Genomic DNA, 15,589 nt, shown 5'->3' on the forward strand with positions numbered 1-15,589 from the left:
GTTTTCCGAGACAGGGGATCGGGTCGAGGGTGTCGCGGTGGGGGACTCTCACCGCCGTCGTCGTCGCATGTGTTTAGGCCCCTCCATTCGTTGGGGGCGCTTCACAAGTGCTTTGAATTCGGACCGTCCAAGGTATCCGCGTCGGGCAAGGGTTCCGCGTCAGGCCGCACGGCTGACAGCTGCTTCGGCCAGCTGGCGCAATGCCACCAGCGGCAGTTCCTCAAGGGGCAGGCGTTCAAGAGCTTCGAAGGCTCTATCGCTTAGCTCGCCGATCAACGCTTCCGTGGCTTCCAAAGCACCGCATTGGACCATGATGCGCCGAATCTCAGCTACTTCGTCCTCCATCAGGAGAGGATTGCCGAGCATGCGGTCAAGGTAATCTGCCTCGGCGCGGGGTGCCTGGTTGATGGCAAACCCAACCAACACGGTCCTTTTGCCTTCCCGGAGATCGTCCCCGGCGGGCTTGCCGGTAGTTTCGGGATCTCCAAAGACACCCAGGACGTCATCGCGCATTTGGAATGCTTCGCCCAAGGGCAAGGAGAACTCCGAATACCCTGTCATCAGGCTGGCCGGTGCGCCGGCAAGTGCACCGCCCAACGCCAACGGGTGCTCAGTTGAGTATTTGGCGGACTTGTACCGAATGATGGATTGTGCCCGCGCCACAGATCCCGCCCGGTCACGCACGGGGCCGGCCACTTCCTCCAGGATGTCCAGGTACTGACCTGCCATCACTTCAGCCCGCATCACGTTGAAGATCCGGCGTGCAGGGCTTCCAGCTGCTGCCCGGGGGCCGATTTCCGTGAAGGATTCCTCGCTGAAGGAAAGGCAGAGGTCGCCGGTCAGGATGGCAGCCGCATCTCCAAACCGCCCGCTGTCCAGCGCCCACCCATTGACTTCATGGAGCTGGCTGAACCGTTTGTGCACGCTGGGACCGCCGCGGCGGGTGTCGGATCGGTCAATGATGTCGTCGTGGATCAGGGCGGCCGCCTGGAAGAGTTCCAAGGCGCACCCGGCGGTGACAATGTCCTGGTTGTCGGAAGCGCCTCCGGCGCCCCTCCAACCCCAGTAGCACATCAGTGCCCGGAGGCGTTTGCCGCCGGTAACGAGGGCCGAAATGGATCCGATGAGTGGTTCGGCGTCCGGAGAAACCGACGCCATGAGTTCCTGTTGGGAGGACAGGAACCCGTTCAACCTGCCGGCGACACCGCCAATGAACTGTGCCTGCTCCGAGCTGACAAGTGAAGCGGCCGTCACTTGACGGACCCGGCCGCCACGTTCGCACCGATAGTGAACGTTGAAACGCCTTCTTTTTGCCTCACCGAGACATTCACCGTTTCGCCGTCACCACGAATGAAATCCAAGGACGTGACGTTCCCAACAGCGGACGGCCCCGGGACAAGTTTGAAGCCCTGAGCTTCCATGGAGGTCTTGTAGTAGTCCACAACACCCTCGGGTGGGGCCTTGACCGTTCCAACCAGAGCCACGGTGGCTACTGCCTCGCTCTTATCCACGCTGCTTGAACGAATGGAAGTGTTGGGCATGACCGGAATAAGTTGCGCAGGAAAACCAGGAACCAGCGCATTTACCGTTGCTGTGGTGTCCGGTGCCGGCGCGGGCGATTCGGTGAACGTCGTAGTTTCAGGTGAGGCTGTGGACCCCGAAACGGACGGGGATGGTGTTGACGTCGCCTGGGTGGATGCCGAAGCGGCACCAGATGTGGACGGCGCTGCCGTACCGCCGGGCGATGGTGTGCATGCTGACGCCGCCAAAGCGACACTGACTGCGAGCAGGGCAAACCCTCGCGATTGAGGAGTTCCAAAGAGCTTCACAGGGTATCCTTCCTGGGGCTGAGCCGGACTGTGCCTCCAGTTTAGTCAGTGGCCGGGCATAGTATTGCCGATGTGAGGCAGGAAGCATTCGGTGGCGCTCAAAGCGCCGGTAGCAAGCCCGCCCGCAGCGCCGGAGATGCCCTGCGGGAAATGCGGCGAACCAGCATACTTCACGTGGATATGGACGCCTTCTTTGTCTCCGTCGAACTGCGTAGCCGTCCGGAGCTTCGAGGCAAGCCTGTGATCGTAGGATTCCCCGCGGAACGATCGGTAGTACTTTCCGCTTCCTATGAGGCCCGTGCCACGGGCGTGAAGTCGGCCATGCCGATGTCCATCGCCATGAGGCGGTGTCCTTCTGCGGTGATCATCAACCCCCGGCACAAGGAGTATTACGAGGTCTCAGCCCGGCTCATGGAGATCTTCGCTTCCATCACAGACCTTGTGGAGCCGCTGAGCGTAGACGAGGCATTCCTGGATGTGAGCGGAGCAATTCGTCGCCTTGGGTCACCGATGGACATCGGCCACCTCATCCGCCGCAGGGTCCAGTCCGAACTTGGCATCACGGCATCCGTAGGAATCGCCAGCACCAAGTTCGTTGCCAAGATCGCATCAACGAGGTGCAAACCTGACGGCATCCTCCAGATCGATGCCGAGGATTCCATCCGTTATCTGCATAGTCTTCCTGTCGGCGCATTGTGGGGTGTTGGAGGAAAGACGGCCGAAGTGTTGTCGCGTCTGGGCATCCGCACGGTGGCCGATGTCGCTGCAACCCCGCTGGCGTCGCTCAAAAAAGTTCTGGGAGCAAGCGGTGAGCACGTTCACCGCTTGTCCATGGGTATCGACCCGCGCCCGGTAACTCCAACCAGGCTTGAGAAGAGCATCGGAGCGGAGGAGACGTTCTCCGTGGATACGTCAGACGAGGCCTTGCTGCACAGGGAATTGCTGCGCCTGTCGCACCGCACTGCCATCCGGCTGAGGAGCTCAGGCATGCTGGCCAGGACCGTGGCGCTGAAGCTTCGCTACGCGGACTTCTCAACGGTCACACGCAGCCGCACCATGCAGACCCCCGTGGACAGCGCCCAACTGATCTACCAAGTGGCCGTGCAACTCCTTGAATCCTTGGGCACCCGGTCCATGAGCGTTCGATTGGTAGGGGTGCGTGCCGAGCAATTGGAGCCGGCAGGTCAGACGTCTCTGCAGTTAAGCCTTGATCGACGGGATGACAACTGGCGGGCGGCCGAACAGGCATTGGACCGTGTCTCCGAGCGTTTCGGGTCCAAAACCCTTCTTCCGGCCCGGTTACTGGAACCCGGCAAGCCCGCAACGGACACCTGAGGAACGAAGGGGTTTTGCGGCAGGACTCCGGGCGTCTTTCAGAACGGCGTCCGACAAACTATCCTATTTATTACAGAGATTTAGATCGTCTGGACAAACTGTTTCCTGAACAGTCGGCCCCGAGATGCCCGCTGAACCAAGAGGGGATTTTCGGGGAACGATTTTCTTGGTCCGATCGTTATGGAAACAGACGCACAGGAAGCGTTATGTCCAGACGCTGGCTGACTAAAGGAGGTCGCGATGCCCCTCTCGGAGCACGAACAGAAGCTGCTTGAGCAACTTGAAAAGCAACTTCATGAGGACGATCCGAAGTTTGCCAACACCATGGGGTCGGATCCCATCCGCAGCTGGTCTACCCGGCATGTGATCATAGGTGTGCTTGGTGCCATTGCCGGTATCCTGCTCCTGCTTGTTGGAGTATCACTGCAGGCGATACCTGTGGGTGTCCTCGGCTTCGTTGTCATGGGTGCTGGCGTCTATTTCGCTACGTTGCGTGGCGCGGCCTTCGGCAAAGCCAGCAAAGGGAAGCCCGGTAAGAGCAAACCAAAGAGCTCGTTCATGAGCAGCCTGGAAGAGCGATGGGACGAACGGCGTCGCGACGACAACTGACAGTCCGCTTCGAATCGGCGTTAGGCTGCCACGGCCTTACCTGAGTCAGCCTTGTCCCTAAGGTGCCAGGGGACATAACGAAAGACCCGCGCTGCGGGTCTTTTCGCGTTTAAGGCTGAAGATCCTTCAGCCAGGAAATGCCGGTCCGTTTCCCCATCCACGGACGTTCCAAGGCTCGCTCCACATTCCACCCTTTTCTCCACATTGCTCCCCTTGCCCCCGATCAGAGCCGTATTTACCGGTTTTCGTGTGCGAAATTCGGAAGCGGGGCCCGCGCGACTCTCTGCCTTCGCATTGTTCCTCCACTTTCCGCCACCACCCGGAATGCCGCGTGAGTTCAGGGCGGATGAATCTCAAAGTGGTGGAGAAACGCACCATGGTGCGTTGACTGTGGGGCGTTGTGGAGTAAAGTGGAGAGCATAAGAGGGTAGTGGCAGTGTTGGGCATGTGCGGGCACCTTGATTGAGGGGCGGTGGGGCCAGTGTTTCTGGGTACTCACTCGCCGCGTCTCGATGAAAAGGGTCGAATCATCCTTCCAGCCAAGTTCCGCGAGGAGCTTGCCGATGGACTGGTTCTCACCAGGGGCCAGGAACGCTGCATCTACGTCTTCAGCCAGAAAGAATTCGAGCGCATTCACGAGTCGATGCGGGAGGCACCACTGTCTTCCAAACAGGCGCGTGACTACATTCGGGTTTTCCTGTCTGGAGCCTCTGATGAGGTACCTGACAAGCAGGGGCGCGTGACGATTCCGCCGGCGCTCCGGGCTTACGCAGGGCTTGGTCGGGAGCTGGCGGTCATTGGAGCCGGTACCCGGGCCGAGATCTGGGACGCCGAAGCTTGGAATGAATACCTCAACGAGAAGGAAGCAGCCTTCTCGGAAACGGATGACGAGAATCTGCCCGGGTTCATCTGACCCCGGTTGGATGAAGCCGCAGTCCAGCTTCTTGAATGGGATCTCCAGCCGCCCATCGAACTGTCTTCCTGGCTCAACTTCCCCTGAGCCAGGCCGGCGGCCGATAGGCGCGGATGGGGATCCGATTCAAGAAACAGCATGTAAGCGATTGAGGAAAGAGGAGGCAGCGTGGAAGAGCAGGACGCGGCAAAGCCCACATCGGAGCGCCACGTGCCCGTCCTGAAAGACCGCTGCATCAACCTGCTCGCTCCCGGATTTGAAGCTGCCAGAAAACGCGGTGATACCCCCGTGGCCATCGATGCCACCTTGGGTATGGGCGGACACTCGGAGGCAATGCTGCAGCGTTTCCCGGATCTCCACCTCGTGGGCATCGACCGTGACGAGGAAGCCTTGGCTCTGGCCGGTGCCCGATTGGAACCCTTCTCCGACAGGACCGACCTCGTCCACGCGGTCTACGACGAGATCGAGGACGTCCTTCTGGACCTCGGCATAGCAGAAGTCCACGGCATTCTGATGGACCTCGGGGTCTCCTCATTGCAGCTCGATGAGCGTGAGCGGGGCTTCGCCTACTCGTACGACGCACCCTTGGATATGCGGATGGATACCAGCCGCGGGCAAACAGCGGCTGATGTAGTCAACAACTACAGTGAAGACGAATTGGTGCGCATCATCCGCAAATGGGGCGAAGAGAAGTTCGCCGGGCGGATAGCCAACAGGATCGTCAATGCCCGCACGGACAAACCTTTTGCAACCACGGGGGAGCTCGTAGAGCAGATCCGTAGCGTTGTCCCTGCTGCAGCCGCCAAAAGTGGCGGACACCCCGCCAAGCGCACCTTCCAGGCTTTGCGGATTGAGGTCAACGAAGAACTCGATGTCCTGGAACGGGCAGTTCCGGCAGCTGTGTCCGCGACTGCCATGGGTGGTCGGATCGTGGTGATGTCTTACCACTCGCTGGAGGACAAGATCGTGAAGTCAGTTTTCCAGTCTGGTTCCAAATCATCTGCGCCGCTCGGTTTCCCGGTGGAGCTTGAAGAACATAAACCCGAACTAAAGACCATCACCAAGGGCACGGAAGTGCCTACGGCAGCTGAAATCGCTGAAAATCCCCGTGCGGCGTCTGCCCGGCTGAGGGCAGTGGAGCGTATCAAACCGAGGAGAGACGCATGAGCAACGCCGCAGCGAAGATTTTGCCCTCCACAGTGGGTAGCTCTGCCGGCAGCCTTTCCGCGCCGTCGGAAAAGGCCGAAACCGGTCGCAAAGCCCGCACGCCCTTGTCGGTGGTACGCAGTGCCCCGGGCAAGCGGAGGACGCCGTTCGTCGTCCTTTGCTTTGTGGCGATGGCGGCCGCACTCCTGACGGTTCTGGTGTTGAACATCTCCGTGTCCACGGCGCAGTACCAATTGGTGCAGCTGAAAGCCGAAGCTGCAACGCTGAATAAGGAAAACCAGGACCTGACACAGAAGAAGCAGAACTACGAAGCTCCGCAGAACCTGGCTGCGAAGGCAGCAGAATTGGGAATGGTTGCTTCCACGGTCAAGGGTCAGATCGATCTGAACACCATGGCAGTGACCGGCAAGGCATCACCGGCGGTCAAGGGAGACAACCCCGGTGCCCTGCTTGCAGCCCCGGCCGTTGAGGGGTTGATTGATGTGGTTCCGTCGGTGACAACCAAAGACCCCTTGGAAAGCCGCACTACGGAAGCAGCTCCGGTGGCTCCGGCAGCAACGCCGTCCACCCCGGCAGCACCCACCGCGTCCCCTGCCGCTGCCCCGCCTGTTGAACTCCACGGGGGATCGGTACCGGCACCCCGGCAGAAGGCACCAGGGCAGTAGATCGTCAGACCACCGAAGCAGGGCCAGCAGCAAGGAATCAACGTGGCAAAGAACCCCGGCACATCGACAAAAACGAAGACGCCGGCGGCAAGAAAGCGGTTGCGCGTTGGCCTTGGCATCATGCTGACCCTGCTGCTGGTGGTGGGCGGCAAGCTTTTCATGGTCCAGGGCCTGGACATGGGCGGCATGGCTGAAGCCGCCTTGGCGAGCCGCCTGACTCCGCAGGTACTCCCTGCCGAGCGGGGACAGATCGTGGACGCAAACGGCACAGTGCTGGCCAGTAGTGTGATCCGGTACAACATCGTGGTGGACCAGACGGTCAACACCGGGACAGAAACCTTCCATCGCTTCAATGAGAAGACCGAGAAGCTGGACGAGATCACCCGAGATCAAGGGATTGCCGACCTCGCCGGGCTTCTGGGGGCAGACGAAAGCACCATCCGAACGTCACTGACCGGAGACAAGAAGTACTTCATGGTGGCAAAGGACGTGAAGCCGGAGCTGGAAGACCGGATCTCGAAGCTCTATATCCCCGGACTCAGCGCGGAAGGCGTCAGCAAGCGCGTTTATCCCAACGGCAGCGTCGCCGGAGGTGTGGTCGGTTTCCTCAAGGATGGAACCAGCGGCCAGTCTGGTATAGAGCAAACGCAGGACGAGATTCTTCGTGGTGTTGAAGGTAAACGTGTCTTTGAAATAGGTGCTGACGGACTCAGGATTCCGGTGGCGACAGATGAACTCACTCCGGCCGTCGATGGCAGCGACGTCAAACTGACCATCAACACTGATATCCAGTACTTTGCCCAGCAGGCCATCCAGAGCCAAGTCAACAAGATGAACGCCGAGTGGGGTTCCATCATTGTGATCGACACCAAAACGGGCAATCTCATTGCCTTGGCCGATACCAATGCGCCGGACCCCAACGACCCCGGGAAAGTCGATGCCAAGGATCGCGGCGTCAGGTCCGTAACAGCCGCCTATGAGCCCGGTTCCGTGCAGAAGATGATGACCGCCGCGGCCGTGATCGAGGAGGGGAAGTCATTTCCCCTGGACCACTTCACCATCCCTTCGGCCTACACCATTGACGGGCAGACGTTCACCGATGCTTTTGAGCACGGCACTGAAGAGCGCACCCTTGCCGGAATCCTGGGGTGGTCCATGAACACCGGAACGGTGATGGCGGGTAGCCGGCTCACCAAGGAACAACGGTACGACTGGCTGAAGAAATTCGGTATTGGAGAGCAAACGGATATTGGGCTTCCAGCGGAAGCTACCGGCATACTGGCCAAGCCCGAGCAGTGGGATGACCGCCAGCAGTACACGGTGCTTTTCGGTCAAGGCGTTTCCCAGTCGACACTCCAGACAGTGCGTGCTTTCCAAAGTATTGCCAATGATGGCGTGATGCTGCAGCCCAGGCTTATTGACAGCTACATCACTCCGGAGGGTGAGGAACAGAAAGTTCCCGCGAAGGACTCACGCCAGGTGGTTTCCAAGGAAACTGCCCAGCAGGTCCGGGACATCCTGGAAAGCGCCGTGACCGAGGGGCAGATCAAGGATGCAGCCATCGACGGTTATAGGGTGGGGGCCAAGACGGGAACGTCCCAGGCGCCCCGCGAGGATGGGCTGCCCGGCTTTGACGGTTTCACGGCCTCCATGGTGGGCATGGCCCCCATGGATGACCCGAGGTTCATCGTGGAAGTCGTCCTCCAACGGCCCAAAGGAAACATCTATGGCGTCACGAATGGGCCGGTGTTCCGGTCCGTGATGTCCCAGGTCCTCCGGACCTACAACGTGGCCCCGTCCACCGGGACGCCCGCGCGGTTGCCGCAGTTCGTCAAGTAAGCTTCTTGGGCGTCTGTTTCGGCTAAATAGCGATCCACCACCAACGGCCTGGGCGCCGCCGGCCCCAAGCCGGTCGTTCCACGAGCACCAACGGAGAACCACGTGTCAGAGCACCATGAGGCAGCTACCAACGCCACGACCCCGGACGCCGGCCAGAGCGGCTTTCGTCCCGCATCCGTGGCTGCAGTACCGTTGGCCACCATCGCGGAAACACTCGGTGTTGCCGTTCCTGCCGCCAGCCAGGACAGGGGAGTGACGGGCATTTCCCTCAACTCGCGGGCTGTCGAAGCCGGCGACCTCTATATGGCCCTGCCCGGAGCCTCCCGCCATGGTGCGGACTTCGTTCCGCAGGCTATTGACGCAGGTGCGGTTGCGGTCGTGACGGACGACGCCGGAGCGCGCCAGCTGGCGCTTGCAGGTGACCAGCCCGTACCGGTACTCATTGTCGCCGAGCCGCGTACCGCCGTCGGACGCCTGGCTGCCTTGATCTATCGCAGCCAGCCGGCGGATGGCGGGTTCCCGACTCTGTACGGGGTTACGGGTACCAACGGAAAGACCACCACCACCTATTTCATCAACTCCTTGCTGAGCGCCTTGAAGAAGAAGCCCGGCCTGATCGGGACCATCGAGATCCTTGCGGGCGGGGCGGCGATCCCCAGCCTCCTCACGACCCCGGAGTCCACGGATGTCCATGCGTTGCTGGCTCTGATGCGCGAACGGGGCTTGGACGCGGCATCCATGGAAGTTTCATCCCACGCGATCTCCTTCCGCCGGGTGGACGGAGTGATGTTCGACGTTGCCGGCTTCACCAATCTCACCCAGGACCATCTGGACCTTCATGGCAGCATGGACGAATACTTCCGAACCAAGGCGGAACTCTTCACTGCCGGAAGGGCCAGGCGCGCGGTGGTCACAGTGGACGATCACTGGGGCCGCAAGCTGGCCGATTCAGCCGACATCCCGGTAACCACCCTCGCAACCAAGCCCCCCGTTGAGGGCAGCGCCGACGCCGACTGGAGCGTTGGGTCCATCACGGCGCGGGGGCTGGGGTCGGAATTTGAGCTCAGGCACGTCGACGGCCGAACCCTTCACGTCCACACCGGCCTGCCGGGAGACTTCAATGTGGCCAATGCAGCCCTGGCTACGATCATGGTCCTGGCATCCGGCGTCGACGAAAAGACGCTCCAGACTGCCTTGGATGCGCATGACCCCTTCACTGTTGCGGTCCCCGGACGCATGCAGCTCGTTTCAGCAGAGCCTGCCTCGGTTGTTGATTTTGCCCACAATCCGGACGCTCTGTCCCGTGCCCTGGAAGCCGTTCGTTCTCCGAAAGAGGGATCGCGGGTCATCGTGGTCTTCGGTGCAACGGGCCAGCGCGACCAAGGCAAGCGGCCCACCATGGGCGCAATCGCTGCCCGCCTGGCCGACGTCGTGATCATCAGCGATGACGATCCCCACGACGAAGACGCAGCAGCCATCCGGGCCGAGGTCCTCCAGGGCGCCTACGCTGCACGGGACTCCGAGGACCTGAGTAGCGAAATCATCGAGTCTTATCCAAGGGATGCCGCCATCAGACTGGCCGTCAACGTGGCCACCAAAGACGACACCATCCTCATCGCCGGGCGTGGCCACGAGGTGTGGCAGGAGGTCAAGGGCGTGAATCTTGCCTTGGACGACAGGGTGGAGTTGCGGGCCGCCTTGACATCCAAGGGATTCAGCGTTTCAACGGACCAGCGGATAGAGTCCTAAACCGAGATGATTGCACTTACTGCGGCGGAGATCGCCGACATCACCCATGGCCGATTGACCGGAGATCCGGACATCGTCCCCACCTCCGTCGTCACTGATTCCCGGGAAGCGACGCCCGGATCGTTGTATGTGGCCAAACCCGGCGAGCACGCTGATGGGCATGACTTCGTCGATGCCGCATTCGAACGCGGTGCCGTCCTGGTTCTCGCCGAACGTGAAGTGACCGACGCCGACGGCCGCCCTTATCCCGCCGTCGTGGTTAACGACGCTGTGGTGGCCATGGGCGAGCTGGCAGCGGAATCTGTCAGCCGCATCCGCGCTGAGCGTAAGAGCCTCGGCGAGGACTTCACCGTCATAGGGATCACCGGTTCTGCGGGCAAAACCACCACCAAGGACCTCCTTGCCGGTGTATTGTCCACCGCCGGTGCCACGGTGGCGCCGCAAGGCTCCTACAACGGCGAGGTAGGTGTGCCGCTGACGGTCTTTGCCGCGGACGCCGGAACCCGCTTCCTGGTGATCGAGATGGGCGCTACCGGCCTGGGCCACATCAAGTACCTGGCCGAGATGGTCAAGCCGGACATCGGTGTGGTTCTGGTGGTTGGCACGGCCCACGCCGGTGAATTCGGAGGCGTTGAGAACATCGCCAAGACCAAGGGCGAATTGGTGGAAGCACTGGGGGAGCGCGGCACGGCTGTGATCAACCTCGATGATGGCCGCGTCGCTGCCATGCGCACCCGGACCAAGGCCAAAGTGTTGGGCTTCACGGCCTCGCCGGCCACCACTGAAGAAGTGGAAGCGCGCAACGTTGTGGTCAATGAGCAAGGCTTCCCTGATTTTGATTTGGTGCTGCCCGACGGCGGCCCGGCCGTTGAGGTGCGAAGCCGCCTGATCGGTGGTCACCATGTCACCAATCTGTTGGCAGCAGCCGCCGCCGCGTTCGCCGCAGGCATCCCGGCCGCTGACATCGCATCCTCGCTCAGCTCCCAGTCCGCAGCCAGCCGCTGGCGGATGGAACGGACTGAACGTGAAGACGGCGTCACCATCATCAACGATGCTTATAACGCCAACCCCGAATCGATGCGGGCTGCCCTGCGCACGCTGGCGGACCTGGGACAAGGCAGAAGGACCTGGGCTGTTCTGGGAGCCATGCTCGAGCTGGGCGAGGACTCCATCCGTGAACACACTGCAGTGGGCACCCAAGTGGTCCGCCTGAACATTTCCAGGCTGGTGGTGGTGGGGCGTGAAGCCCGTGCGCTCTACGTCTCCGCCATCCAGGAAGGCTCCTGGGGTGACGAATGTTCCTTCACCGAGACAGTGGAAGAAGCCTACGAGCTCCTTCAAAATGAGCTGGAGCCCGGCGACCTGGTGCTCTTCAAGTCCTCCAACGGTGTGGGCCTTCGGCATTTGGGTGATCGGATAGCATTACCTCCACGGGCCGAGCCCACCGGAGACAACGCGGATGAAGCTGCCGCAAGCGAAGGGAACGAGCTGCTGTGATTGCACTTTTGATCGGCGCTGGCGTCGCCCTTCTGGTGGCCCTGATCGGGACGCCCCTGTTTATCAAGTTCCTTGTGGCCAAGAGCTACGGACAATTCATCCGGGACGACGGACCGACGTCCCACCACACCAAGCGCGGCACGCCCACCATGGGCGGAACCGTAGTGGTGGCCGCGGTACTGATCAGTTACTTCGTGACACACCTGATCATGTGGATCATGAATCCGGCCTCCGCCGGCCCCTCGGCATCTGGACTGCTGCTGCTGTTCCTCATGGTGGGCATGGGTTTTGTTGGCTTCCTCGATGACTTCATCAAGATTTCCAACAAGCGCAGCCTTGGCCTGAACGCACGCGCCAAATTGATCCTGCAGGCAGCTGTGGGCATCATCTTTGCGGTGTTGGTCCTTCAGTTCCCCAACGAGGACGGCCTGCGGCCCGCATCCACGCAAATTTCCCTGGTGCGCGACATTCCGTGGCTGGACCTCGCGTTCGGCGGGACAGTAGTGGGCGCCATCCTGTTTGTGCTCTGGTCCAACTTGATCATCACCGCAGCTACCAACGGCGTTAACCTGACCGACGGCCTGGACGGCCTGGCTGCCGGAGCGTCCATCATGGTCTTCGGCGCTTACACCATCATGGGAATTTGGCAGAACAACCAGGCCTGCGGCTCACCACGGGAAGCCGGCAGCGGTTGCTATCAGGTCCGGGACCCCATGGACCTCGCCCTGTTGGCCGCGATTCTGAGTGCCGCCTTGGTGGGATTCCTGTGGTGGAATACCTCACCTGCCAAGATCTTCATGGGTGACACAGGTTCCTTGGCCATTGGTGGTGCCGTTGCGGCGTTCGCTATCCTCTCACGCACCGAACTCCTGCTTGCGTTCATTGGCGGGCTCTTTGTACTCATTACCTTGTCCGTCATCATCCAAGTGGGCTTCTTCAAGCTGAGCGGCGGGAAACGCGTCTTCAAGATGGCTCCGCTGCAACACCACTTTGAATTGAAGGGCTGGGCAGAAGTTACGGTGGTGGTGCGGTTCTGGATTCTCGCCGGGCTCTTTGTGGCTGCGGGCCTTGGAATTTTCTACGCTGAATGGGTGGTGCTGCTGTGAACGAAAGCCCGGAAACTCTGTCATCGAACGCTGAGAGGCTCAGCACACTGACCAGCTGGGATGCTGACTGGTCAGGTCTGCGCGTTGTGGTGACAGGTATAGGTGTCTCCGGCTTCGCTGCAGCCGACACACTCATCGAACTCGGCGCAAAAGTTGTTGTGGTTGACGCAGCCACCAGCGCCAAGGCCAAGGCCCAGGCCGACACCCTCAAGATCGTGGGTGCCGTTGATGTGCTGTTGGGGGAGGAAGCCGTGACGGCTCTCCCGTTGATCGACGGAAGTTTGCCGGACCTCGTGGTCACGTCGCCAGGATGGCGCCCGGATCAGGCCCTGCTTGCCGCGGCCAAGCGCAAGCACATCCAAGTCTGGGGCGACGTCGAACTCGCTTGGAGGCTGAGGGAGCGGGCAGGGCGCAAGACCGCGGACTGGCTGACGATTACCGGTACCAACGGCAAGACCACCACAGTCGGCATGGCCGAATCCATGCTGCAGGCGGCCGGGCTCAAAGCAATCGCCGTGGGTAACGTCGGCACCCCTATTCTTGACGCACTCCGGGATCCGGTGGACTACGATGCTTTCGCTGTTGAGCTCTCCAGCTTCCAGCTGCATTGGAGCCACTCGTTGTCTCCTGTAGCGAGCGTCTGCCTGAACGTTGCCGAGGACCATGTTGATTGGCATGGATCCTACGCCTCCTACCTCGCGGACAAAGCCAAGGTGTACGAGAACACCCAAAAGGCGGCGATCTACAACGCCGAACAGATTGAAACTGAACGTATGGTGGAGAACGCCGACGTCGTTGAGGGATGCCGGGCCATCGGTTTCACCACCAACACGCCGGCCATCAGCATGGTGGGCGTGGTGGATGGCCTCCTTGTTGACCGGGCCTTTATTGCCGAACGCAAAGACTCTGCCGCGGAACTTGCCTCAATGTCCGATCTTGGCCCGGTGGCACCCCGCCACATGGTGGCCAATGCCCTTGCGGCGGCGGCCCTGGTGCGGGCCTACGGAGTTGATGCCGCATCCGTGAAACAAGGCATCCTCAATTACCTGCCAGGTGCCCACCGCATCCAGTTGGTGGCGAACCACAAAGACGTCTTGTGGATCAACGACTCCAAAGCAACCAACCCGCACGCAGCCTCCGCGGCACTCTCGGCTTTCCAGAAGGTTGTATGGATTGCCGGCGGGTTGTCCAAGGGCGTCAACTACGACGACCTCGTCAAAGAGCACGCGCCCAGGCTCAAAGCCGTAGTCCTTATCGGAACTGATACTGAGGCACTGGAGGGGGCCCTCCAGCGACACGCACCCGATGTCCCCGTGATCGCGCCTTCAAAGGGCGACACTGAAGGAGTGCAGACCGCAGCCGGAGACGCAGCTTCGCCTATCTACGGTGAGACCATCATGGCCCGGGCAGTGGCATCGGCGGCCGAAGTGGCTGCCTCTGGCGATACCGTGCTGATGGCACCGGCGGCTGCATCCATGGATCAGTTCTCTTCCTACGCTCACCGTGGCGACGCTTTCGTCCTGGCAGTTCGCGAGCTTGTGGAAGGGCAGGCACCGACCACCGAGGAGTAACAATGGTCAGCACGCCCACCCGCACCCGCGGCAAAGAACCCCGGGACGGGAAGCCCAAGCCGGCATCAGGTGACGGCAGCCGCCCCTCAGGGCTCCGCGGACACCTGCGTGGCTTTTGGGAGAGCCTTGAAGGAAAGAGCAAGGCACCTAACAGCTCCACCTACTATCTGATTCTCGGCTGCGCCCTCGCGTTGACGGCGATCGGGATCATGATGGTGTTGTCCGCGTCAAGCGTTGAAGCCATTTCCGAGGGCAAGTCGCCCTATGCTGATGCCCTCAAACAGGCGCTCTTCGGTGTGGTTGGACTCATCGCCATGTACGTCATTTCGCGGACCAACGTGAACTGGATGAAGAAACTCTCCTGGTGGGCGCTGGGGGCCGTCATTGTGCTCCTAGCCTTGGTCCAGGTCATGGGCAACACCGTCAACGGCAACAAGAACTGGATCGACATTGGAGGTATCACCCTCCAACCCTCGGAGATGGCCAAGCTAATCCTCTGCGTGTGGATCGCTGCCGTTCTGGCGCGGAAGCAGAAACTCCTTAACCGTTGGATGCACGTCATCATTCCGGTGGTTCCCGGTGCAGGACTCGTCATTGCCTTGGTGATGTTGGGCAACGACCTCGGAACTGTGATCGTCATCGCGGCCATTACCGCTGCCGGGCTGTATTTCGCCGGCGTTCCCGGCCGCATGCTGGCCATTGCCGGCGCGGTTGGCGCCCTAGGCGCCGTCCTGGGGACCATCAGCAGCCAAAACCGGATCTGCCGGATCACCTCGTGGTTGGGAACAGCCTCCACGCAGTGCACCGAGCAGTTTGACTTCGATTTCCAGTCAACCAATGGCATGTACGGCCTCGCACAGGGGAGCTGGACCGGATTGGGCCTTGGCCAAAGCCGGCAGAAGTACAACTGGCTGCCGGAGGCGCACAACGACTTCATCTTTGCCATTATTGGCGAGGAGCTGGGACTTGTTGGAACCATCGTGGTCCTGGTCCTGTTCGCCATCCTGGGTATCGCCATCTTCCGTGTAGTCGTGAGGCAGACCGACCCGTTCCAACGCACGCTGGCTGGTGGAATCATGGTGTGGCTGCTCGGCCAGGCGAGCATGAATATGGCGGTGGTGACCCAACTTCTTCCTGTGGTGGGGGTGCCCCTTCCGTTCATCTCCTATGGTGGCTCCGCGCTGATCATGTCCCTCTGCGGTGTGGGCGTAGTGTTGTCTTTGGCCCGCGGCCAATTGCCGGCGCAGCAGCGTTCAGGATTCTTCCCGCGCCTCATGTCCAAGACTGCACGAAAGCGTACCTAGCACTT

13 protein-coding genes are annotated in these 15,589 nt (G+C 61.0%); 11 read left to right on the forward strand and 2 right to left on the reverse strand.

Annotated elements, in window-relative coordinates:
- Positions 1-159: 159 nt before the first annotated feature.
- Together MOD31_RS13580 and MOD31_RS13585 are read right to left on the reverse strand one after the other, a co-directional pair.
- The gene (locus tag MOD31_RS13580; RefSeq protein ID WP_166842737.1) at positions 160-1,254 is read right to left on the reverse strand and encodes a polyprenyl synthetase family protein; all 1,095 of its coding nucleotides are present in this window, start codon (positions 1,252-1,254) and stop codon (positions 160-162) included.
- A complete protein-coding gene (locus MOD31_RS13585; RefSeq protein WP_166842738.1) occupies positions 1,251-1,829 on the reverse strand; it encodes a hypothetical protein in 579 nt (192 codons plus the stop codon). The genes MOD31_RS13580 and MOD31_RS13585 overlap by 4 nt, the downstream gene beginning before the upstream one ends.
- A 72-nt stretch (positions 1,830-1,901) precedes the next feature.
- On the opposite strand from MOD31_RS13585, the gene dinB reads away from it, so the two are divergent.
- The 11 genes from dinB (at position 1,902) to ftsW (ending at position 15,584) form a co-directional block, all read left to right on the forward strand.
- Positions 1,902-3,164, forward strand: a complete 1,263-nt coding sequence (gene dinB / locus MOD31_RS13590) for a DNA polymerase IV (RefSeq protein WP_250820914.1) — start codon at positions 1,902-1,904, stop codon at positions 3,162-3,164.
- A 240-nt stretch (positions 3,165-3,404) separates the two neighbouring features.
- Positions 3,405-3,773, forward strand: a complete 369-nt coding sequence (locus MOD31_RS13595) for a DUF3040 domain-containing protein (RefSeq protein WP_142939537.1) — start codon at positions 3,405-3,407, stop codon at positions 3,771-3,773.
- Between the two features lie 481 nt (positions 3,774-4,254).
- Positions 4,255-4,686, forward strand: a complete 432-nt coding sequence (gene mraZ / locus MOD31_RS13600) for a division/cell wall cluster transcriptional repressor MraZ (RefSeq protein ID WP_142939536.1) — start codon at positions 4,255-4,257, stop codon at positions 4,684-4,686.
- Positions 4,687-4,854: 168 nt separating this feature from the next.
- Positions 4,855-5,853, forward strand: coding sequence for a 16S rRNA (cytosine(1402)-N(4))-methyltransferase RsmH (rsmH, locus tag MOD31_RS13605; RefSeq protein WP_166842741.1), 999 nt, complete (start codon positions 4,855-4,857; stop codon positions 5,851-5,853).
- Positions 5,850-6,518 (forward strand): hypothetical protein, encoded by a 669-nt coding sequence (locus tag MOD31_RS13610; RefSeq protein ID WP_166842742.1) that lies wholly within the window; start codon positions 5,850-5,852, stop codon positions 6,516-6,518. Before rsmH ends, MOD31_RS13610 begins: the two co-directional genes overlap by 4 nt.
- A gap of 42 nt (positions 6,519-6,560) precedes the next feature.
- Entirely contained in the window at positions 6,561-8,357 is a 1,797-nt protein-coding gene (locus MOD31_RS13615; protein WP_250820915.1) for a penicillin-binding protein 2, read from the forward strand.
- 102 nt (positions 8,358-8,459) lie between these two features.
- Positions 8,460-10,106 carry a UDP-N-acetylmuramoyl-L-alanyl-D-glutamate--2,6-diaminopimelate ligase gene (locus MOD31_RS13620; protein WP_250820916.1) on the forward strand — a complete coding sequence of 549 codons (1,647 nt, stop codon included), beginning with the start codon at positions 8,460-8,462 and terminating at the stop codon, positions 10,104-10,106.
- Positions 10,107-10,112: 6 nt separating this feature from the next.
- Entirely contained in the window at positions 10,113-11,603 is a 1,491-nt protein-coding gene (gene murF / locus MOD31_RS13625; protein WP_250820917.1) for a UDP-N-acetylmuramoyl-tripeptide--D-alanyl-D-alanine ligase, read from the forward strand.
- The gene (mraY, locus tag MOD31_RS13630) at positions 11,600-12,709 is read left to right on the forward strand and encodes a phospho-N-acetylmuramoyl-pentapeptide-transferase (RefSeq protein WP_142939530.1); all 1,110 of its coding nucleotides are present in this window, start codon (positions 11,600-11,602) and stop codon (positions 12,707-12,709) included. The genes murF and mraY overlap by 4 nt, the downstream gene beginning before the upstream one ends.
- Complete coding sequence (gene murD, locus MOD31_RS13635) at positions 12,691-14,280, forward strand: UDP-N-acetylmuramoyl-L-alanine--D-glutamate ligase (RefSeq protein WP_142939529.1); 1,590 nt, start codon at positions 12,691-12,693, stop codon at positions 14,278-14,280. Before mraY ends, murD begins: the two co-directional genes overlap by 19 nt.
- 2 nt (positions 14,281-14,282) lie before the next feature.
- The gene (gene ftsW, locus MOD31_RS13640; protein ID WP_142939528.1) at positions 14,283-15,584 is read left to right on the forward strand and encodes a putative lipid II flippase FtsW; all 1,302 of its coding nucleotides are present in this window, start codon (positions 14,283-14,285) and stop codon (positions 15,582-15,584) included.
- The last annotated feature ends 5 nt before the right edge of the window (positions 15,585-15,589 follow it).

It is taken from the genome of Paenarthrobacter sp. TYUT067, from assembly GCF_023656375.1.
Lineage (GTDB): Bacteria > Actinomycetota > Actinomycetes > Actinomycetales > Micrococcaceae > Arthrobacter.